Origin of the sequence: Rhodococcus sp. D-6 (genome assembly GCF_040256695.1) — a bacterium.
GTDB lineage: Bacteria > Actinomycetota > Actinomycetes > Mycobacteriales > Mycobacteriaceae > Rhodococcus > Rhodococcus pyridinivorans.
This window is the reverse complement of sequence record NZ_CP132970.1, coordinates 3,547,618-3,567,572: the sequence shown is the minus strand read 5'-3', so window position 1 is coordinate 3,567,572 and position 19,955 is coordinate 3,547,618. Positions and strand designations below refer to the sequence as shown.

Here is a 19,955-nt window from a genome sequence, read left to right as displayed (position 1 = left end):
CGCATGAATCCGCTCCGACCGGTCGCCGTCCGTATCGGAGCGTTGCCGTGGTTGCCGCGGTATTCACAGCCGATCATCGCGGTGGACAAGACCATCCAACGGGCCACGCGCGGCAAGGTCACCCTGCTCGCGATCGCGGGACTGCCCTCGCTCGTGCTCACCGTGAAGGGCCGCAAGAGCGGGGTGCCGCGGTCCACACCGCTGCTGTGTGTGCCGCACGACGGGGGATGGCTCGTGGTGGGGTCGAACTGGGGACACCCGAAAGCCCCGTCCTGGGCGATCAACCTGCGCGCGGCCGACCAGGCGCAGGTGCTGTACGACGGGCACGAGCACGCGGTGTCGGTGCGGATCGCGGAGGGCGACGAACGCGCGCGGCTGTGGCAGGTGCTGCTGCAGACGTGGCCGAACTACGCGCTGTACGCGAAGCGCACCGACCGGGTGCTCCCCGTCTTCGTACTGACGTCGCTCGAGTCCTGATCGCAGGTCAGAGCGGGCGGTCGGCTTCCTCGACGCTCACCGGCCTCCGCCGTTCGCGCAGCAGGTGCCGCGCCGCCCAGTCGAGCCAGAACCCGAGGAAACCGATCACGACGATCACGGCCATGACCTGGTCGTAGGCGAGCTGGTCGCGGGCGTTGAGGATCTGGTAGCCGAGACCGGACCGCACGCCGAGCATCTCGGCGGGGACGAGCACGACCCACGCGATACCGAGACCGACCCGCAGACCGGTCTGCACCTGCGCGCGGATGGCCGGCAGGACGACGGTGGTGAGCAGTTCGAGTCGCGTCGCACCGAACGAGCGGGCCACCATCAGATAGCCCTGGTCGATGCCGTGCACACCGGCCGCCGTGTTGATGACGATCGGCCAGATCGCGGCGGCGGCGATGAGGAAGAAGACGGGCTGGTGGCCGATGCCGAACAACGCCACGGCGATCGGCGCCCACGACAGCGGCGAGATCATCCGCAGGAACTGCATGATGGGCATCGTCGCGCGCTCGACCAACGGGTTGAGTCCGATCAGCAACCCGAGCGGGATGCCGAGCGTCGCGGCGATCAGCAGACCCACCAGCAACCGCCACAGGCTCGCGAGCGTGTCGGGCAGCAGGACGCCGCGTGCGAACAGGTCGACGATCGCCGGGAAGACGTACTGCGGGGCGAAGTCCCGCACGAGCGAATCCGGCGCGACGAGCACCGTCGTCACCAGCCACCACAAGGCGATCGCGATGACGATGGCGACGGCCTGGGGGACGAGGGGCAGCTGCCGGACGGTGCGGGCCGTCTCCGGCGCCGTGCCGGTCGGGGCGCTCACGAAGGATCGACCTCCTCTGTGCGGGTGAGATCGGAGGGAAGGCCGAAGGCATCGGTGCCATCGACGCGGGTGAGGGATGTGCGGACGAAGCGGTCGTCGACGAGGTCGTCGTGCACCGTCGCAGGGTCGAGACGAGAGAGGAACCGCGTGTCGCCGTCGACGACGGTGTCGTGCATCGCCTCGATCAGTGCCGCGGTGAAGGTCGGGAAGGGGAACGGCTGGTACCCGATGCGTTGCGGCTGCCACTGCGGGTGCACCGTGCCGGCCTCGCGGTCGGGATAGGTGAGGGCCTTCGTGATCGCGGGCAACGGCTGCGGAAGGTATCCGGCGGACAACATCGCGGCCGCGGCCTGACGGTCGGCGCCGATCTGCAACTGGGCGGAGACCACCGAGTCGGTGAGGGACTGTACGGCGACGGGGTCGCGTTCGATCAGGTCCTCGTGCACGAGCAGGGCGCAGCACGCGTGGTCGCGCCACACATCACCGAGGAAACGGTGGATCCGCCCCACCCCGCGGACCTCCGCGGCGGCGTTGAATGGATCGGCGACGGTGAACGCGGCGATCGAGCCGTTCGCCAGGGCCGGGATCATGTCGGACGGACCCATCACGACGAGGCCCACGGTACGGGCGGACTTCGACGGCGCCTCCCGCACGACCGGTGTCAGTCCGTGCGCCCGCAACAGCTGTTGCAGAGCGATGTTGTGGATCGACCACCAGAACGGGATCGCCACCGTCTGACCTGCGAGATCGCTCAGGTCGGTGATGTGCGGGGCGACCGTCAGCGCCGAGCCGTTGGTGTGGTTCCAGCCGAGGATCCGCACGGAACTACCCAGGCTGTACCGCAACTGGACCGCCATGGGCATGAGCAGGTGCACGACGTCGACGCGCCGGCTGATGAAGGCCTCGGCGAGCGACGCCCAACTGCGGAAGAGCACCGGCTTCGCGGAATCGACGACGCCGGAGGGATACAGGCTCGACCCGTGCGCGACGAGCAGCGGCGCGGCGTCGGTGATCGGCAGGTAGCCGATGCGCAGTTGCCCAGTGCGATTGGCGCGGTCGGTGGTCGCGGTGCGCGCGAGGTCGATCGTGCCGGCGATACCCCCGGCTGCCGCGAGGCCGAGCGCACCGCGCATGAGGGTGCGACGGCTGAACAGGACCGGATCGGTCATGTCGCGGACAGCGACGAATCGCGGTAGTGCGCCAGGATGGCCGGACGCAGCGCGTCGCGGTCGAGCGCAGACATGCCGCCGAGCGCCCATTCCTGCTGCACCACACCCGAACTCCCGAACAGTGCGATGCGGTCGGCGAGTTCGAGCGCCTCGTCGATGTCGTGGGTGACGAGGACCGTCGTGAAACCGAGATCGCGCGCGAGTTCGCCGAGCCACGACCGCAAATCGGAGCGGGTGGCCGGGTCGAGGGCGCTGAACGGTTCGTCGAGCAGCAGCAGTCGCGGACGCACCGCGACGGCGCGGATGACGGCGATGCGCTGGGCCTGACCACCGGACAGCTGGTCGGGGTAGTAGCCGGCGAGCGCGGAGAGGCCGAAACGCTCGAGGAGCGAATCGGCGTAGGCGGTGTCGAACCGCTCGCGGTGCGCGGCGAACCGTCCACCGAAGGCGATGTTCTCGCGCACGGTGAGCCACGGCATCAGGAAGGGCTGCTGGAAGACCATCCCGGTGTGCGGACGGTTGTCGCCCTCGGTGTCGGGCCAGTCGACGGAACCGCGATCGAGGTGATCGAGACCCGCGACGATCCGCAGCAGCGTCGACTTGCCGCTACCGCTGCTGCCGAGCACCACGAGGAACTCGCCGGTCGCGATATCCAGATTCACCCCCTGGAGAACCGGGCTACGGCGACCGGCGAAACTCTTGTATCCGTTCGCTATTCGTACTGCGACAGTTCCCACCGCAGCTGTCCTTCCGACGGCGATTGAATGGGCAGGAAGGCCGCCTCACGGAATCGGCGGTTGGTGGCGCTGGCCGTCGCGTATCCGGCACCGCCGCGCAGTGTCGCTTCGAGGCGGGTCGCGGCGACGGCGACGACCGAACCGTCGAGACGCAGGCGGATGAACTCCGCAGGAGCGATCGAGGTGGGATCGGTGGCGAAGCGGTACAGTCGTTCGCGCAGTGACTCGTACTGCGCCGAAAGCTCTTCGTACTCACCGGTGAACTGCTCGCCCAGTCCGTGCAGACGGCCGACGGCCTCAGTGAGCGATGCGCGTGCCATGCCGACGCAGAACGAGGTCTGCAGCATCATGAAGGTGGGCCGGATCGAACCGCAGAAGTTTGCGAGATCCTCGGTGAGGATGTGCGACTGCGGAATCCGCACACCGTCGAGCTTCAGCGAGGTCGACGACGTGGCGCCGAGCGCGAGCAGTTCGGGTGAATCCGCGATGGTGATGCCCTCGGCGTCGGCGCGGACGACGGCGACGAGGCGATCACCGTCGGCGGTGCGGGCCGGGAAGACGATCACCGAGTCGGGAAAGACGTTGGACGCCCAGTGGATCGGGCCGGTGACGGTGATGCCGTCGTCGGTTCGTTCGGCGACGAGGGGGAGCTCGCCGAGACCGGCAAGATGCTTGAGCGCCGCGGCCATGGCGGTGACGCCGATCGTGCGGCCGGACGCGAGGTCGTCCCGGTAACGATCGCGCAGGAACTGCGGTGCGCGATCGATGTATTCGAGCGCCATGCGCTGCGCCCACAGCGAGAAGCCGACGGTGAGCGATTCGGCGGCGACCTCGTCGATGACCGCGACCATCTCGGAGAGACACTCCCCGCTCAGCCCCTTGCGGAGAAGGCCGAGCTCGCCTGTACGGGCGATGTCGGTGCGGATGTCGGTTTCTCCGCGATCGAGAGCAGCTGCGCGATCGCGTACGAACTCTGCGATCGCCGCGCGCGGTTCCTCGCTCGTCCGGTCAATGGCCGCGGTCATCGGATGCTTATCCTTCGAGGGAGTGGAGACGGTCGATGGGCGTGCTGACGACCTCGCGGGCGCGCACGACGGCGGCCTCGTCGGGGGCGTTGTAGAAGCACAGGCACTTGTCCATGTCCTCGCGGACGTAGGTGCGCAGGAAGCTCACCTCGGGGACGTCGGCGTACTTCGGTGAATTCGCCTTCTTGCGCGCGAGGTAGGTCTCCATGTCGATGGTGTCGGGGATGTCCCACTCGACGAGGTAACCGGCCTCGGGGCGGGTGGCCTTGATCTGGTCGAGCTCGGCGCCGACCAGACGGACCTCGTTCGGGCCGACGATCTCGGCGACATCGAGGGAGGCCGACTCGAGCTGGGCGGGGCGGCAGGCGTCGAACTCGGCGATCGCGAAGACACGCGTGCCGCCAGTGGTGACCTGCGATTCGATCAGTTCGCCGCCGGCGGCGACGACAGCATCGTCGAAGGCCTTGATGGCAGCTTCGGCCTGGCCCTCGGTGGGGACGAGTTCGTAGAGATACAGCGACATGGGGTCACCTTCCGGGAAAGCGGGTTGGAACTGTGACCGGTCCGGGCACGGCGGGGCGCCGTTTCGTCTTCGGACGGGGCGACTACGGCATGCGGCGCACGCAGACGAGGCCGGTCAGAGAGAGGAGCGACAACACGCAGCAGTCGACACCCGCACGAAATCCACGTGCAGGCGGCGAGTCAGAAGGCTGTGTGCCACGTGCTTCACCGTACTGTGAATAGAACGGTCTGTCTATCGCGCCCTGTCCGTTACTCTGGGTACGTGCGTACGTTCGTCGAGAGTGAATCGATCGGCACTCCGAAGGGCACGGCCGGTCCGAAGGGGAGAGCCGAGCGATCGCCGTCCAAGCCCTCACCCTCCACACGTCTGCTCGACACCGCGAGCACGCTCTTCGCCGAGCACGGTATCCGTGCGGTGGGCATCGACCGCATCCTCGCCGAGGCCGGCGTCGCCCGCGCGAGCCTCTACTCGTCGTACGGGTCGAAGGATGCACTGGTGCTCGCCTATCTGGAGGATCTCGACCAGCGCGACCGGCAGCGGTGGCACGCCGCCGCCGAACCGCTCGACGATCCGATCGCGAAGATCCTCACCTTCTTCGATCTCGCGATGCAGTCGGCGCCGAAGAAGAACTTCCGGGGATGCCAGTACGCCAACGCCGCGACGGAATTCCCCCAGGAGCCTCTCGAACCGGTGCTCGCGCACCGGGAATGGCTGAATTCGACGCTCGTCGACCTGCTGAATCTCGCCGGGGCGACCGAATCCGAGGTGGTGGCCGGGCGCGTGCAACTGATCTACGACGGTGCCTTGTCCGGCAGCAAGTTCGAGCACTCCGTCGAACCGATCCGGCTCGGCCGCGACATGGCTGCAGCGATCATCGAGACGCATCTCCCCCGCTGACCCGGGGTCCGCGTCGACCCGTGGACTCAGCCTGCCGAGTTGCTCCGCTGCTGTGTGCGGCGCTCCGTGGTCGCGGAGATTGCCGGCCGCGGCACGAGAGCGCGGAAACACACGCTCGCCAACACGAAGGTGCCGAGCGTTCCCAGCACGGCGGCAATGCCCGTCGAACCGGGACGGTCGTCGATGGTGTAGTCGGCCAGTGCGCTGTCGGCGAGCCGATGTTCCTCGACGTCCCGTGCCATGCAGTCGCCTGTGAGATCCTCGGTGAGCGAGTCGATCTCGCAGCCGCGTGAGGTGGCCACCTCGAGAGCGCCGGGGGTGTCGACGGCGAGCGGCGCGAGGATCCCTGCGACGACGAGCGAGGTGAACGCCAGGCCGATGAACAGCGTCCCGCGAGCGCGCGGACGCGGAGGCGGGGGCGGCGAGGCGGTCGCGTCGAGAGGATTGACCGGAAGCCGGGTGAGATGGACGGATTCCGGGGAGATCCGCGCAACGGCGAGCACGACGGCGGCCGTCACCACACCCTCGACCAGCCCGACGGGAATGTGCGTGGCGTAGAGGAATCCGATGTTCGACACCGGAACCGCAAAGGTGCCGCCGAGGGCGTACTCGACGACGAAACCCGTCACCGCCGCAAGGACCGAGACGAACCCTGCGACGAACGAGACCAGGCCGAGCATGACGAACCGCCGCACCCCGTGGTGTTCGCACAGTGCGCGCAGCACCGTCGCGGCGAGGAAACCGGCGGCGATGGCGACGAGCACCATGTTCGTGACGTTGGCGCCCAGTGCCGACAGGCCGCCGTCGGCGAAGACGAAGGCCTGCACCACGAGGACGATCGTCAATGCGACCGCACCCACGAACGGGCCGAGCAGGATCGCCGCGAGCGCGCCGCCCACGACGTGGCCGCTCACGTCCGGCAGCACCGGAACGTCGACCACCTGCAGGGCGAACAACAGGGCGCAGACCACCGCCGCAGTGGGCACCGACCTCTTGCTCAGGTCGCTGCGTGCGTACCAGGCGGCGATGCTGACCCCGATCACGGCGATGACGAAGAACCACGCGGACGCGCGGTCGGCGATCAGGCCGTCGCCCATGTGCAGGGCGAGGACGTCCGTGCCGGCAAACCCACTCGAATCGACCATCTCCGATGTCCCTCTCGCCGACGGAGTGCTCTGCGGCGAAGGCTAGTACCGGCATCGGGGGAGGCGGAGCGTTTTCGAGAGCTCGGCGGGACGGGAGCCTGGGCAAAAAGTGAAACCCGTTCTATATTTGCGTCATGTACGAGTGGTCCGGCACAGACCTCATGTTCCGCGATGCGCTTCGCGGTTTCATCGAGAAGGAAATCCGCCCGCACGTCGACAGTCTCGAATCGGGAGAACTGCCGCCGTACGACATCATCCGGAAGTTGTACGCGACTTTCGGCATCGACGAGATGGCCCGTGAGTCGCTCGAACGCGCCCTCGCGAAAGAGGAACGCGGAGAGAAGCCTTCGGGGTCGTCCGGTGGTACCGGCGGGTCGCCGGGGATGGCGGCGTTGCTCAACATCGAGATCGCCGGGGTGAGCCTCGGGCTCATCGCCTCGCTGGGCGTCAGCCTGGGCCTGACCGCGGGCACGATCCGCAGCCGCGGCACCCTCGCGCAGAAGAAGCGATGGCTGCCCGAGTTGGTGACCTTCGAGAAGGTCGGAGCGTGGGCGATCACCGAACCCGATTCGGGTTCGGACGCCTTCGGCGGGATGAAGACGACGGTGCGCCGCGACGGGGAGGACTACGTCCTCAACGGCCAGAAGACCTTCATCACCAACGGTCCGTACGCCGACGTGATCATCGTGTACGCGAAGCTCGACGAGGGCGACTCCTCGGTGGATCGCCGCGACCGCAAGGTGCTCGCATTCGTGCTGGACAAGGGCATGGAAGGGCTCACCCAGAGCCCGCCCTTCAAGAAGATGGGCATGAACTCCTCGCCGACGGGCGAGCTGTTCTTCGACAACGTGCGCCTGACCCGCGACCGGCTGCTGGGTGAGACCGAGGACGGCGGTCGCAGCGACGGCAAGGACAGCGCGCGCGAATCCTTCGCCACCGAACGTATCGGCATCGCCTATCTGGCCCTGGGCATCATCGAGCAGTGTCTGAAGCTGTGCACCGAGTACGCGAAGTCGCGGAAGTTGTGGGGCAAGGAGATCGCACAGTTCCAGTTGATCCAGCTCAAGCTCGCCGAGATGGAGATCGCGCGGGTGAACGTCCGCAACATGGTCTTCAGCGCGATCGAACGCACGCAGGCGGGGAAGCCGGTGAGCCTGTCGGAGGCGTCGGCGATGAAGCTGTACTCGTCGCGGGCTGCGACCGAGGTGGCGATGGAGGCCGTGCAGCTGTTCGGAGGAAACGGATACATGGCCGAATTTCGCGTCGAACAACTCGCGCGTGATGCGAAATCGTTGATGATCTACGCCGGTAGTAACGAAATTCAAGTAACACATATCGCGAAGGGATTGCTCGCACAGTAAGCCCTGAATACGACCGCTCGAAATTAGCAAAAAGGACAATTTTCGGAGGGGGGATGACAATTCCCCCACTGTGTCGACTATTGTTCGCCATGAGAAAAGTTATGCCGGTCGCCGACGAGGGGAGCGACCGGTCCGGAGGGGAGTCCGAGCGGAAATCGGGGGAGCGATGTACGCGGAACGAAGGGACGGCGAAAAGCCGTCGGTCACGACGGACGGCAGGAGCGCTCGCGCAGAGCGCACCCGGCAGGCCGTCATAGAGGCTCATATCGCGCTCATCAGGGCGGGAGAGCTCAAACCCACAGGGGCGCAGATCGCCTCGCGGGCCGGGGTGTCCCTGCGATCGTTGTGGGGACACTTCGGCGACCTCGAGACATTGTTCGCCGTCACCGGCGCCGAGCTGATGCGGCGCCAGGTCGACGCCTACGAGCCGATCGATCCGTCGCTGCCGCTCGAGGAGCGGATCGACGCCTACTGCAGGCAGCGGGCGGAGATGCTCGAATACATCGCGCCGTTCGCACGGTCGTCCGAGATCCGCGTGCCGTTCTCGCGCGAGTTGCAGCGCAACCGCGTGCGTTATCTCGACCGGGCGCGATACGAGATCAGGGCGTTGTTCTCCGACCAGTTCGAGGGCGTCGACGGCACCGTCCGCACCCACATCGAGAACCTGCTGGGTGTGTCGACGACCTGGCCCACCTGGGTGTCGCTGCGGGACGTACTGCGTTTGCCGGTGCCCGAAGCCGTCGAGGTCATGAAGCGGTCGGTGTCGGCGCTGCTCGCGGAGGCATCCGGAGCCGGCCGGCAGCAGGCGGTGGCCCGTGTTGCGCAGGAGAAGGCCGCGGTCGCACCGCACCGGAGGGCGCAGCAGTCCCGGCCGGTGCCGGCGATGACACCGCGGGAACAGGTCGTCGTCCCGGCCTGAGCGCCCGGCCTGAGCATCAGAGCGTGTCGGTCGGTTTCCGACCGGCGCGTGCCGAGAGAAAGGTCTCGACCGCAGGCAGCGCGGCCGAGACCGTCTCGGCATGGTCCACCCCGCGCAGGATCGCGAGTCGCGCACCGGGGACGGTGCGCGACAACGCGCGGGTGTCCTCCACGCGCAGGCGATCGTCCGACCCGACGACGGCGAGCACGGGCACGTCGATGTCGGCGAGCATCTCGTCGTCGATCCCCGGTTCCCGATCCGACCGGCGGAAATAGGCGGCGAGAGCCTGCGCGTCGTTCTTCAGGAAGGCCGAGCGCGTCGCGGGATCGACCGGCGTGCGACGCCGCTCCTCCCAGGCACGGACGAAACCGTCCATGCCCTCGCGCTCGAGCACGTCGACGGTGCCGGGGAAGAACATCGCGTCCATCGATCCCGCCTGGGGGCGTGCGCTCCCGCCGAGCAGCGTCAGACTCGACAGTCTGTCCGGAGCGTCGACGGCGAGCGCGAGTCCCGCACGGGCGCCGAACGAATAGCCGACGTAGTGCACCCGGTCGACCCCGGCCGCATCCAGGACGGCCAGCAGGTCCCCGACGATCGCGTCCATCGCGTAGGCGTCCTCGTCGTGAGGGGTGTCGCTGCGGCCGTGCCCACGCAGGTCGGGCATGACCAGCCGGAAATCCCCGCTGAGTGCCTTCACGTAGCCGAAGGCCCGCCACACCGCCGACGACAGGGCACTGCCGTGGACCAGCAGCACGACCGGTGCCCCCTCGGGACCTGCCGTGGTGAACCGGATCCGGGTGCCGTCGGCGGGATTCGTCGCGTGGCTCATCCCAGCAGTATCGCCGAACGGCTCACCGCCCGAGCTCGACCGACCGATCCACCTCCACTTCCTCCAGGAATCGTTCGTCGTGCGAGACCACCACGAGCGCACCGCTGTAGGCACGCAGGGCCTGGGTCAGGTGCGCGAGACCGGCCAGGTCGAGGTTGTTGGTGGGCTCGTCCAGCAGCAACAACTGCGGAGCGGGATCGGCCGCGAGCACGATCGCGAGCGCGGCCCGCAGTCGTTCCCCACCCGACAGTGCCCCCACGGCGACCTCGGCGTGCCGGCCGCGGAACAGGAAGCGCGCCAGACGTGCCCGCACCTGCTGCGGAGTCAGGTGCGGTGCACGATCCTCGGCGTTCTCCGCGACCGAACGATCGTCGTCGAAGATGTCGAGCCGCTGCGGGAGCAACGCGAAGGGAACGTGGGGTTCCGCCTCGACGATGCGGTGCAGCAGGGTCGTCTTCCCCGACCCGTTGGGGCCGCGCAGCGCGATCCGTTCCGGCCCGACGATCTCGAGCGGTGCGTCCGCCACACGCCGGCCGGGTGGAACCGCGGTTCCGGGCAGGTCGATGCGGATCTCCGGATCGTCGCGCACGGCGTCCTTCGCGCGATCGAGGTTCTCCCGTGCAGTGGTCAGATCCTCCTCGTGCTCACGGCGGAATCGCCCGGCGGATTCCTGCGCCTGCCGTTTGCGCGCGCCCATGACGATCTTGGGTTCGCGCTTCTGCTCGTACATCTTCTGCCCGTAGCGTTGCCGCCGGGCGAGCGTGACGTGCGCCGCCGCCAATTCGCGTGCCTGGCGCCGCACGTCGTTACGGGCGTCCCGCACTGCGGCCCGTGCCGCCTCCTGCTCCTCCGCGACGATCCGTTCGTACTCGCCGAATCCGCCGCCGAACAGGCGCAGAGCCCCGTTGCGCAGTTCGGCGATCGAGTCCATGCGGTCGAGCAGTTCCCGGTCGTGCCCGGCGACGAGCACCGTGCCGGGGAACCGGTCGAGCGCATCCTGCAGGCGCGCACGTCCGTCGGCGTCGAGATTGTTCGTCGGCTCGTCGAGCAACAGCGCGTCCGGCTCGTCGAGCAGGCGTGCGGTGAAGGCGAGCAGCACCGTCTCCCCGCCGGAGAGCTGACCGACGGTGCGGTCGAAATCCCCGACGCCGTGCAGGATCCGGTCGAGGCCGACGCGATGCATGAGCGCAAGAGCGCGGTCCTCGATGTCCCACCGATCGGCTACGACCTCGAAGTCCCGATCGTCGAACGATCCTGATTCGATGCGGCGCAGGGACTTTCGGATATCGCCGATGCCGAGGACGGAATCGACCGGCACCGTCGGATCGAGGGTCACGTCCTGAGGGAGGTAGGCGACCCGTCCCCGCACCGTCGACGAACCGGAGGTCGGGCGGAGTTCACCCGCGATCAACCGGAGCAGGGTGGTCTTCCCACTTCCGTTGCGTCCCACCAGGCCGATCCGCCCCGCCGGGACGACGGCGTCGAGATCCTGCACGGCGATGGTGCCGTCCGGATGGGCGTAGGAGAGTGCGGACAGCGTGATACCGGATGAAGACATGATGGCTCCCGAAGGGTGAGGGTCGAGTGCGCGAGTGCGCGGGGGACGGGACCTCTCACAGGAGCAACGGACTTCTCCGATCGACGGGTACGGGATGCGAACACCATGGTGAGCCCGCACCGTCCGGGATGCAACCGAATATTTCACCCCGACTCCTACCTGCGATAACAGGCACGGGCTCGAAAATGCAGGCATGATCGGGACCGTGTGGATCCGACTGATCGGTATGGGAGTCGCGACAGCCACGGTGCTGTCGCTGTCGGCGTGTGCCCTCGGCCCCGATCAGCCCGAGACGATCGCGGAAGAGTTCGCTGCCGCCCTCGACGCCGGCGACGTCTCCGGAGCGGCAGCGCTGACCACCGATCCGGTGGCCGCGGAGTCCGCGATCGATGTCCTCTTCGCCGGCCTCGGCCACGACGACCCGACCGTGAGTGTCGCGGGGACGGGCGACGGCGACACCTTCGACCTCGACGTGACGTGGAACTTCGGGGAGGGCCGCGACTGGTCGTACCGCACCACCGGCAGCGCGACGGAGGACCCCGAGGCCGACGCGTGGCGGGTCCGCTGGGACCCCACGGTGCTGTCACCGGAACTGGCGGGCGGCGCGTCGCTGGAGTATCTGACCACCGTCGGCGCCCCGCCGACGATCTTCGACCGGGCCGGGCGGCCGCTCATGGGGGAGCAGGTCGTCACCGTCGTGAACCTGGATGCCACCGCCGATCCCGCCGCGGTCGCTCCCGTGCTGGCCACGGTCGTCCCGACGATCACGGCGGAGAGTCTCGCCGAGCAGGTCGCGGTGGCCGCCGGCGGCGCTGCGGGAGTGATCACGCTGCGTGAGGAGGACCTCGCACCGATCGAGGATCGCCTCGCCGTGCTGCCCGGCGTGACGCTCGTGCCGCAGACCCGTCTGCTCACCACCGAGCGCGACCTCGCCTCGCCCGTGTGGTCCGGCCTCGCCGAACTGTGGCAGGAGGGGCAGGACGCCTCGGCCGGCTGGGTGATCCGGCGGGTCGCGGCGGACGGCACGACGAGCCAGGTCGCCGGCGAAGCCGGACCGGAGGCACCCGACCTGACCAGCACGATCGACCTCGACCTGCAGCGACGGGCCGAGGAGGTCCTCGCGGGTTTCGACGCGCCCGCGGTGATCGTCGGGATCGAACCCTCGACGGGCGCGATCCGCACGATGGCCCAGAACGACGCGGCCGACGCCGAGGGGCCGATCGCCGCGACCGGCCTCTATCCGCCGGGGTCGACGTTCAAGGTGGTGACGACGGCGGCGGCGCTCGATGCCGGGCTCGCCGAACCCGACACCGTGCTGCCGTGCCCGGGCGTCGCCTCGGTCGGCTCCCGAACGATCCCGAACGACGAGAACTTCGATCTCGGCCCCGTGCCGCTGCACACCGCGTTCGCGTTCTCGTGCAATACGACCATGGGGCAGCTCGCTCTGGACCTGCCGCCCGACGCCCTGCGCGCCACCGCGGAACGCTTCGGTCTCGGCATCGATTACGTCACGCCCGGTCTCGTCACGGTCACGGGTAACGTGCCGGTTGCAGACACCGATGCTGCCCGCGTGGAGGCAGCGATCGGACAAGGTCGGGTGACGGCGTCGCCGTTCGGGATGGCGCTGGTCGCAGCCTCGGCGGCGAACGGCCGCACGCCGGTTCCGACGATCGTGGAGGGGCGGCCGGCGACCGCGGATCGGGAGGCCGAACCGATGCCCGGGAACGTGCTGACGGCACTGCGAGAGATGATGCGCGAGACTGTGATCGAGGGTACAGCCGGCACGTTGCGCGACATTCCCGATCTGGCGGGGAAGACGGGGACGGCGGAGTACGGTGACAACGTCGGGGCGCACGGCTGGTTTATCGGATCACAGGATAATCTTGCCTTTGCGGTGTTCGTGTCGGGGGCGGACGGCTCCGCCCCTGCCGTCGAGGCGGCGGGGCGATGGCTGAGGGGGTAGGACGCGTGGCGCAATTGTGATGTGTTCGTGCACAACGCGTGCTGGTATCTCGTGTGACTGAAGTGAAGGTTGTTACATATGAGATTTCGTGATTGGCGGGGGAAGCGGGGGCGCATCGTCGCGCTGGCCGTGTGCCTCGTCGTGGCTGTCGTCGCTCTGACGACGGTTGTGTTCTCGGATTCTCGAAGCGAGGCGCAACGCCTCGTCGACGACTTCGTTGCCGCCCTCGACGATCGTGATGCGGGCGCAGCGGCGGCCCTGACCTCCTACCCGAACGCGGCGGAGGAAACGATCTCGCAGATGTACGACGGTCTGTCCGACGGCACCGTCGACTACGACGTCACCCAGCTGGTCGAACTCAACGACGACTCGGGATACTTCACGCTCTCCGCCGGCTGGAATTTCGGTGAGGGCAAGGACTGGTCGTATCAGGTCACCGGTTCGGTGCGGAAGCTCGCCGTCGGCTGGCGTGTGTCCTGGGACCCGGAGGTCGTCGTCCCCGACCTGTCCGGCGGACGCACCGTCCACCACGTGCGCACCGACGCCGCGCCGCCGAAGATCTTCGACCGCACGGGCCGCCTCCTCATGGAGGAACAGACCATCAACGCCGTGGTGCTCGACCCGGCGGCGATGCCCGACCCCGTCGACACCACCACTCGTCTCGCGGCGGTTCTCGAGCCGGTCGCACCCGTCATCACCGCCCAGCTGATGCAGGAGCGGATGGCGGAGAACCCCGGAAACCGGATCACCGCGGTCAAGCTCCGCGACCAGGACTACCAGTTCCTCGAGGGCGGCATCGTGTCGATCCCCGGGGTCGAGGTGCTCACGACACCCACCCTGATCAGCGCCGATCGGCGGATCTCCACGCCGCTGCTCGACTCGCTGCGCTCGGCCTGGCAGCTCGAACGCGACCGGACGGCAGGCTGGGCGGTCACCCTCGAGGATCCCGAGGAGGGCCCGATCCAGGTGGCGGGCTTCCAGGGCCCGCCGCCTCCGGACCTGCAGGCGACCGTCGACTCCCAGGTGCAGCTCGCCGCGAAGGAAGCGGTCGTCACCGCAGGTACCCCGGCCGCGGTGGTCGCCATCCAGCCCTCGACCGGTGGCATCCTCGCCGCCGACGTCAACAACTGGGCCATGGAACTCGGTCCCGTCATCACCCACGGTCTCTACCCGGCCGGCGGCGTTCTCGATCCGGTCCGGCTCGCGGCCGGCCTCGAGCGCGGCGTCGATCCGAACGACGTGGGATCCGATGACGTCGCCTCGACCGCCCGTCGCCTCGGCCTCGGCGTCGACTACGACGTGCCGGGCTTCGAGTTCGAGACCTCGCAGATCGGGCACAACCGCTCCGGAGTTGTCCAGTTCGCTGGATCGGATTCCGACGAGAACCTGATCACGCCGCTCGGCGCCGCGGTGCTGGCCGCCTCGGTCGCACGGGGCAGCGTCGCTGCCCCGACGATCGTGCAGGGCCAGGAGACGGTCGTCCACGACGCCCCCGAGGCGCTGCCCGGTTCTGTGATCGACGCCCTGCGCGGCATGATGATCGACAACGTGCAGAACGGTCCGGCGTCCTTCCTCCGCGGACACGCCGGTCTCGCGGGTATCGCCGCGGCGAGCGGTGAGGACCGCTGGTTCTTCGGCTACACCGGCGGCGACCTGGCCTTCGCGGTCTTCGTCGCCGATGCCGACGGCGGCGACCGCGCGATCAAGATGGCCGACACCTTCCTGCGCAAGCTCGGAGAACCCCTGCTCGGGGAGTGATCGGCCGGAGGCCGGTCCATGGTGCGCTGATCCGCCGGAGGCCGGTCCGCGGCGTACAGGTACGTTGAGCGACCGTGACCGTCCTCGACCTGGCACTGCTCGTGGTTGCCGGATTCTTCGCGGGTGTCGTCGGGTTCGTCACCGGCCTGGCGTCGATCGTCTCGTATCCGGCGTTGCTCGCCGTCGGCCTCCCGCCGGTCGCGGCGAACGTCACCAACACCGTCGCGATGGTCGGTGTGGGTGTCGGGGCGCTGACCAATTCGGCGCGGGAGGTCGTCGACACCGGCCCCCGCGTGTGGTGGTGGACGCTCTACGCCGCGCTCGGCGGCGTGGTCGGCGCGGCTGTCCTGCTCGTCGCGCCGCCCGACTCGTTCGAGGCGATCGTTCCGGGTTTCGTCGCGCTCGCCGCTCTCGCGCTGCTGCTCCAACCACGCATCCGCACCCTGGCCGGCGGTCGCGACCTGCCGCGGGTGTTCTCCGTGGCGGTCTTCGTCGTCGCGGTCTACGGCGGATACTTCGGTGCCGGCGCCGGCGTCGTCTTCTACGCGCTGGTGCTTATCTGCACGTCCGAGCAGATTTGGCGCGCGAGCATCCTCAAGAGCTACCTGCTCGGCGTCGCCAACCTGGTCGCGGCGATCGGGTTCGCAGTCTTCGGACCCGTGCACTGGGGTGCGGCGGCCGCCATGGCCGTCGGCGCGTTCGCGGGTGGCTACTGCGGTCCGCCGCTCGTGCGGCGCATACCCCCGAACCTGCTGCGCGTGGGTGTCGCGCTCGCAGGGTTCGGGTTGGCGGTATGGCTCGCTCTCCGCTGAGCAGCGTCCTGTGCAGTGGTGCTACTGCACGCCGTGCATGAGCTTCTTGATGTGCGGCGCGAAGAGGGCCAGCACGATGCCCACTGCGATCGACGCTCCGCCGATCCACAGGTAGTACGGCACCTCGTTGTTCTCGTCGTAGAACCCCGCGAGGGTGCCGGCCATGGCCGTACCGCATGCGACGGACAGGTAGAACAACGCGACCATCTGCGTGTGGAAGTTCTTCGGCGCGAGCTTCGTCGACAGCGACAGTCCGACGGGGGACAGGAACAGCTCGGCGAAGGTGAACAGCAGCAGGATGAAGACCAGTCCGAGCAGCGGAGCGCTGTTGGGGCCGCCACCGGCCATGGGGATGAAGCACAGGAAGGCGATGCCCATGATGATCGTGCCTGCGGCGAACTTGATGGGCGACGAGGGCTGACGCGGTCCGAGTTTGGTCCACACGGCGGCGAAGACACCCGCGAACAGGATGATGAAGACCGGGTTGATCGACTGCACCCAGGACGGCGGGAACTCCCACCCGAACAGATTACGGTCCAGGCGTGTGTCGGCGTAGACGGCGACCATCGTGAACTGTTGCTGGAAGAGCGACCAGAACACCGCGCTCGCGATGAACATCGGGATGAACGACAGCACCCGGCTGCGCTCGACCGGCGTGATCTGCTTGCTCGACAGCATGAGGACGAAGTAGGTGATCGTCGCGATGATGGTCAGGGCGACGACGATGTCGGACATGTTGCTCGTCGTGACGAGGCCGGTCAGCGCGGCGACCGCGATGAGGACCACGGCGACCAGACCGATCCCGGCGGCTTTCGTGCGCGTCTCGGCGGGAAGCGGATGGGGTGGCACCTTGCCGATGTCGCCGAGATGCTTGCGGTAGATCGTGTACTGCAGCAGGCCGAGGAACATGCCGACCGCGGCGAGACCGAAGCCCCAGTGGAAGCCGTAACGCGTCTGTAGGAAGCCGGTGAGCAGCGGGCCGACGAGCGCGCCGATGTTCACGCCCATGTAGAAGATGGAGAAACCGGCGTCGCGTCGCGGGTCCTGCTCGTCGTAGAGATCGCCGACGATCGACGTCGCCGTGGCCTTCAGGCCACCGCTACCGAACGCGACCAGCACCAGGCCGATACCCACCCCGACGAAACCGGGCAGCACCGCGAGCGCGATGTGGCCGAACATGATGAGCACGGCGCTGTAGAACAGGGTCCGTTCGGAACCCAGCAGCCGGTCGGCGATCCACGCCCCGAGAATCGTCGACAGGTAGACCGTGCCGCCGTAGGCGCCGACGATGGAGGTCGCAGCCCCCTGGCTGATCCCCAGCCCGCCCTCGGATGCCGAGTAGTACAGGTAGTAGATCAGGATGCCCTGCATGCCGTAGAAGGAGAATCGCTCCCACATCTCGACACCGAACAGGTTGGCCAGGGGTAGTGGCTGACCGAAGAACCGATGGTCGGATCGCGACCCGGTCAGAGTAGGTGGTTCCAGCGTGGACATGATCTCCACTGTTCCACCGCACGGGGCGCGAGCGCGAAAAATTCGCGTATCCCGCGGTCGCAGATCACACTTCGCGTGCGAGTGCGAGAGCTGCGACCGGAGGGTCGGTACTGGTCGACCTCGGCGAGGTCAGTGAGCGTCGACCTTGCGGTGCTGGAGCAGTCCGACGACCACGCGCCAGCCCACCAGGAACAGGCCCAAGAAGATCGTCGCGACGATGATGAAGGCGGTTGCGGTGCCCTGACCGGTGACGGCCCGCAGCAGCATCCCCACGACGAGGGTGCTCACCCACACGAGCAGTCCGGTGGGAACGGCCGCGAAGGCGTCGAACTTGTCGCGGTAGAGCCACGCGGTGAAGAACCATCCGACGGTGAGGCCGCCGAGGAACGGCCACGCCGTTCCTGCGAGCCCCACGAGATCGAGCACTTCGTCGTGACTGGAACGACCGAGCACGGCGAATACGACGACGAGAACGACGTCGATCGCCAACGCCGGGATGTACTTCTTCACGGGTCCAGAGTAGCGGCGGCGCGGGGCGCGTCGGAATCTCCGGCGCGTGCTCTCGAGCACGATCCGGACCGGTAGAGCGGTGGAACGCGGCAGCGCCCCTGCCGGAGCAGGGGCGCTGTCTGTGCGAGAGGGGTCAGGCCTGCAGGCCGGCCTCGATCTCGAGGGTGATGGTGATCTTGTCGCCGACGACGGCTCCGCCGCCTTCGAGCGGCATTTCGATGCTGATGCCGAAATCCTTGCGGTTGATGACGGTGGTGGCCTCGAAGCCGGCGACCGGGCCCTGGCCCATGCCGGGGTTGACGCCGTTGAACTCGAGCTTCAGGTCGACCGGGCGGGTGACGCCGTGGAGCGTGAAGTCGCCCGTGACGATGTAGTTATCACCGTCGGCACGCACGTCGGTCGAGGTGAAGGTGGCGACGGGGAACTGCTCGGCGTCGAAGAAGTCGGCGGAGCGGATGTGCGCGTCGCGGTCGGCGTTCTTGGTGTTGATCGACTTGACGTCGATCTCGGCGTTCACCGATGCGGTGCCGTCCTCGGCGACGGTGATGGCGCCGGAGAAGTTCTCGAAGGTGCCGCGAACCTTGCTGACGACGAGGTGCCGGACGGTGAAGCCCACGTTCGAGTGGACGGGATCGATGGCCCAGGTGCCGGTGGTCAGGCCGGGGAAGGTGGTGGTGGCGGTAGTCATGGTGGTCCTCCTCGATGGTCAAACTTTCAACTGCTTGTCGACAACCATGCCACCAAATAGTTGCATGCGCAACTACATCGTGAGGTGGATCACGCCGGCTCGGGATTCTCGACCGGACGACGCCGCCGCTCCAGGGCGCTGCGCTCGTGTTCTGCGCGCTCGGCGATCGGATCGATCTCGTCGGGTCCGTTGCCCCGGTACATCGCGGCGACGGTGGCCCAGCCCGCCAGGGCCACGAACGCGAAGCTCACCATCCGATACACGAAGACCGCTGCCAGCGACTGCGACGCGCTCAGCCCGGCAGCGGTGAGCGTCGCGATGAGGGTGCCGTCCACGAATCCGAGGCCGCCCGGTGCGAGCGGCACGCTGCCCACGGCCTTCGCCGCCGCGAACGCGATGAACAACCCCGCCACCGACGGGGAGCCGCCGACAGCCCAGCACGCCAGTCCGAGGCACGCGACATCGGCTGCACGGTGCACGGCCGACCACGCCACCGCGGCCACACCGTCGCGACGCGCGAGTTCGACGGACTCGAGCTGCGCGAGGGTGCGTTCGAAGACGTCGAAGCCGGTGTCCCTCGGCTTCCTCGTGATGCGGTTGACCCGACGGAGCACCCACGTGCCCGCCGCCTCGATCGACGTGGGGTTCTTCGCGACGTACCGCAGGCCGAAAATCAACGCGATCGCGCCCGCGAGCGACAACACGAGAGTGACGGGGCTGATCCGGCTGCCGACCGCGAACGCACCGATCATGCCCACCGACGCCAGGGTCACGGCCGCGATGACGCCGGAAACCGCGAGTTGCCACGAGGCGACCACGGGGGTCGCACCCCACTTGCGGGTCTGCTTGTAGGTGAAGGCCGTGGAGAAGACCGGACCTGCGGGCAGGGTCACCGCCATCGCCGTGCTGCCGTAGATCACCGACGCCGAACGCCAGTGCCCGACGCGCACCCCGCCGGCGCGGAGCAGTCGCTGCTGCACTCCCGCGAAGCCGCTGAGGGAGATCATCTGCGCCAGCACGGCCGCCGCGAACCAGCCCCAGTGCATCTCCGTGACCGCGCGCCACGAGTCGCTCATCGTCGGCCACAGGTAGATCGCCTCGACCGTCAGCAGAGCCACGAGGGCGATCGCCGACACCCACTTGATCCACCGGAACGAGCCCCGACGCGGCGTGGCGTCGGGGCATGGAGGATCGTCGTGCGGCTGCGCCACGCTGTTCACCGTAACCGACCCTCGGGTCACGAAGAGGGCGCTGTGGCCGT

The 19,955-nt window shown here is 68.2% G+C and carries 19 protein-coding genes; 7 read left to right on the top strand and 12 right to left on the bottom strand.

The window, feature by feature from the left end; translation table 11 throughout:
* Positions 1-3 precede the first annotated feature (3 nt).
* Entirely contained in the window at positions 4-477 is a 474-nt protein-coding gene (locus RBB84_RS16570; protein WP_024102076.1) for a nitroreductase family deazaflavin-dependent oxidoreductase, read from the top strand.
* A 7-nt stretch (positions 478-484) separates the two neighbouring features.
* Here RBB84_RS16570 and RBB84_RS16565 read toward each other — a convergent pair whose 3' ends face one another.
* Genes RBB84_RS16565 through RBB84_RS16545 form a run of 5 tightly spaced genes read right to left on the bottom strand, consistent with a single transcriptional unit; the run spans position 485 to position 4,760 of the window.
* Entirely contained in the window at positions 485-1,306 is an 822-nt protein-coding gene (locus tag RBB84_RS16565) for an ABC transporter permease (protein WP_006553699.1), read from the bottom strand.
* Positions 1,303-2,475, bottom strand: coding sequence for an ABC transporter substrate-binding protein (locus RBB84_RS16560; protein WP_064256126.1), 1,173 nt, complete (start codon positions 2,473-2,475; stop codon positions 1,303-1,305). Before RBB84_RS16560 ends, RBB84_RS16565 begins: the two co-directional genes overlap by 4 nt.
* On the bottom strand, positions 2,472-3,212 hold the full coding sequence (locus RBB84_RS16555) for an ATP-binding cassette domain-containing protein (protein ID WP_064256127.1): 741 nt from the start codon (positions 3,210-3,212) through the stop codon (positions 2,472-2,474). The genes RBB84_RS16560 and RBB84_RS16555 overlap by 4 nt, the downstream gene beginning before the upstream one ends.
* Positions 3,188-4,237, bottom strand: a complete 1,050-nt coding sequence (locus RBB84_RS16550) for an acyl-CoA dehydrogenase family protein (protein WP_024102073.1) — start codon at positions 4,235-4,237, stop codon at positions 3,188-3,190. The genes RBB84_RS16555 and RBB84_RS16550 overlap by 25 nt, the downstream gene beginning before the upstream one ends.
* A gap of 7 nt (positions 4,238-4,244) precedes the next feature.
* The gene (locus tag RBB84_RS16545; RefSeq protein ID WP_016694511.1) at positions 4,245-4,760 is read right to left on the bottom strand and encodes a DUF4242 domain-containing protein; all 516 of its coding nucleotides are present in this window, start codon (positions 4,758-4,760) and stop codon (positions 4,245-4,247) included.
* A gap of 366 nt (positions 4,761-5,126) precedes the next feature.
* Between RBB84_RS16545 and RBB84_RS16540 the strand changes: the two genes are divergently transcribed.
* Positions 5,127-5,657 (top strand): TetR/AcrR family transcriptional regulator, encoded by a 531-nt coding sequence (locus RBB84_RS16540; RefSeq protein WP_228045181.1) that lies wholly within the window; start codon positions 5,127-5,129, stop codon positions 5,655-5,657.
* Between the two features lie 26 nt (positions 5,658-5,683).
* Here the strand turns inward: RBB84_RS16540 and RBB84_RS16535 are convergent, their stop codons facing one another.
* On the bottom strand, positions 5,684-6,802 hold the full coding sequence (locus RBB84_RS16535; RefSeq protein WP_064256128.1) for an energy-coupling factor ABC transporter permease: 1,119 nt from the start codon (positions 6,800-6,802) through the stop codon (positions 5,684-5,686).
* A gap of 134 nt (positions 6,803-6,936) precedes the next feature.
* On the opposite strand from RBB84_RS16535, the gene RBB84_RS16530 reads away from it, so the two are divergent.
* Positions 6,937-8,163, top strand: a complete 1,227-nt coding sequence (locus tag RBB84_RS16530) for an acyl-CoA dehydrogenase family protein (RefSeq protein WP_064256129.1) — start codon at positions 6,937-6,939, stop codon at positions 8,161-8,163.
* Positions 8,164-8,329: 166 nt separating this feature from the next.
* Entirely contained in the window at positions 8,330-9,082 is a 753-nt protein-coding gene (locus RBB84_RS16525; RefSeq protein ID WP_019290857.1) for a hypothetical protein, read from the top strand.
* Positions 9,083-9,098: 16 nt separating this feature from the next.
* Here the strand turns inward: RBB84_RS16525 and RBB84_RS16520 are convergent, their stop codons facing one another.
* Together RBB84_RS16520 and RBB84_RS16515 are read right to left on the bottom strand one after the other, a co-directional pair.
* On the bottom strand, positions 9,099-9,911 hold the full coding sequence (locus tag RBB84_RS16520; protein WP_064060499.1) for an alpha/beta hydrolase: 813 nt from the start codon (positions 9,909-9,911) through the stop codon (positions 9,099-9,101).
* 22 nt (positions 9,912-9,933) lie between these two features.
* Positions 9,934-11,469 carry an ATP-binding cassette domain-containing protein gene (locus RBB84_RS16515; RefSeq protein WP_064256130.1) on the bottom strand — a complete coding sequence of 512 codons (1,536 nt, stop codon included), beginning with the start codon at positions 11,467-11,469 and terminating at the stop codon, positions 9,934-9,936.
* A 193-nt stretch (positions 11,470-11,662) separates the two neighbouring features.
* Between RBB84_RS16515 and RBB84_RS16510 the strand changes: the two genes are divergently transcribed.
* The 3 genes from RBB84_RS16510 to RBB84_RS16500 all read left to right on the top strand — a co-directional run bounded on the left by RBB84_RS16510 (position 11,663) and on the right by RBB84_RS16500 (position 16,002).
* Positions 11,663-13,432 carry a penicillin-binding transpeptidase domain-containing protein gene (locus RBB84_RS16510; RefSeq protein ID WP_064256131.1) on the top strand — a complete coding sequence of 590 codons (1,770 nt, stop codon included), beginning with the start codon at positions 11,663-11,665 and terminating at the stop codon, positions 13,430-13,432.
* Between the two features lie 78 nt (positions 13,433-13,510).
* Positions 13,511-15,190, top strand: coding sequence for an NTF2-like N-terminal transpeptidase domain-containing protein (locus RBB84_RS16505; RefSeq protein ID WP_024102066.1), 1,680 nt, complete (start codon positions 13,511-13,513; stop codon positions 15,188-15,190).
* 74 nt (positions 15,191-15,264) lie between these two features.
* Positions 15,265-16,002, top strand: a complete 738-nt coding sequence (locus RBB84_RS16500) for a sulfite exporter TauE/SafE family protein (RefSeq protein WP_006552709.1) — start codon at positions 15,265-15,267, stop codon at positions 16,000-16,002.
* A gap of 21 nt (positions 16,003-16,023) precedes the next feature.
* On the opposite strand, the gene RBB84_RS16495 is transcribed toward RBB84_RS16500, so the two are convergent.
* The 4 genes from RBB84_RS16495 to RBB84_RS16480 form a co-directional block, all read right to left on the bottom strand.
* A complete protein-coding gene (locus RBB84_RS16495) occupies positions 16,024-17,496 on the bottom strand; it encodes a peptide MFS transporter (protein ID WP_033096407.1) in 1,473 nt (490 codons plus the stop codon).
* Between the two features lie 129 nt (positions 17,497-17,625).
* A complete protein-coding gene (locus tag RBB84_RS16490; protein ID WP_006552707.1) occupies positions 17,626-18,006 on the bottom strand; it encodes a DUF3054 domain-containing protein in 381 nt (126 codons plus the stop codon).
* A 133-nt stretch (positions 18,007-18,139) separates the two neighbouring features.
* On the bottom strand, positions 18,140-18,694 hold the full coding sequence (locus RBB84_RS16485; protein ID WP_019290865.1) for a YceI family protein: 555 nt from the start codon (positions 18,692-18,694) through the stop codon (positions 18,140-18,142).
* Between the two features lie 89 nt (positions 18,695-18,783).
* Positions 18,784-19,905 (bottom strand): YbhN family protein, encoded by a 1,122-nt coding sequence (locus RBB84_RS16480; RefSeq protein ID WP_228044692.1) that lies wholly within the window; start codon positions 19,903-19,905, stop codon positions 18,784-18,786.
* Positions 19,906-19,955 lie beyond the last annotated feature (50 nt).

What these genes read in the sequence shown, in the direction of transcription:
- RBB84_RS16485 (WP_019290865.1), bottom strand. Translation starts at nt 18,694, where the DNA reads ATGACTACCGCCACCACCACCTTCCCCGGCCTGACCACCGGCACCTGG.
- RBB84_RS16535 (WP_064256128.1), bottom strand. Translation starts at nt 6,802, where the DNA reads ATGGTCGATTCGAGTGGGTTTGCCGGCACGGACGTCCTCGCCCTGCAC.
- RBB84_RS16505 (WP_024102066.1), top strand. Translation starts at nt 13,511, where the DNA reads ATGAGATTTCGTGATTGGCGGGGGAAGCGGGGGCGCATCGTCGCGCTG.
- RBB84_RS16520 (WP_064060499.1), bottom strand. Translation starts at nt 9,911, where the DNA reads ATGAGCCACGCGACGAATCCCGCCGACGGCACCCGGATCCGGTTCACC.
- RBB84_RS16550 (WP_024102073.1), bottom strand. Translation starts at nt 4,237, where the DNA reads ATGACCGCGGCCATTGACCGGACGAGCGAGGAACCGCGCGCGGCGATC.
- RBB84_RS16495 (WP_033096407.1), bottom strand. Translation starts at nt 17,496, where the DNA reads ATGTCCACGCTGGAACCACCTACTCTGACCGGGTCGCGATCCGACCAT.
- RBB84_RS16530 (WP_064256129.1), top strand. Translation starts at nt 6,937, where the DNA reads ATGTACGAGTGGTCCGGCACAGACCTCATGTTCCGCGATGCGCTTCGC.
- RBB84_RS16510 (WP_064256131.1), top strand. Translation starts at nt 11,663, where the DNA reads ATGATCGGGACCGTGTGGATCCGACTGATCGGTATGGGAGTCGCGACA.
- RBB84_RS16515 (WP_064256130.1), bottom strand. Translation starts at nt 11,469, where the DNA reads ATGTCTTCATCCGGTATCACGCTGTCCGCACTCTCCTACGCCCATCCG.
- RBB84_RS16560 (WP_064256126.1), bottom strand. Translation starts at nt 2,475, where the DNA reads ATGACCGATCCGGTCCTGTTCAGCCGTCGCACCCTCATGCGCGGTGCG.
- RBB84_RS16545 (WP_016694511.1), bottom strand. Translation starts at nt 4,760, where the DNA reads ATGTCGCTGTATCTCTACGAACTCGTCCCCACCGAGGGCCAGGCCGAA.
- RBB84_RS16525 (WP_019290857.1), top strand. Translation starts at nt 8,330, where the DNA reads ATGTACGCGGAACGAAGGGACGGCGAAAAGCCGTCGGTCACGACGGAC.
- RBB84_RS16570 (WP_024102076.1), top strand. Translation starts at nt 4, where the DNA reads ATGAATCCGCTCCGACCGGTCGCCGTCCGTATCGGAGCGTTGCCGTGG.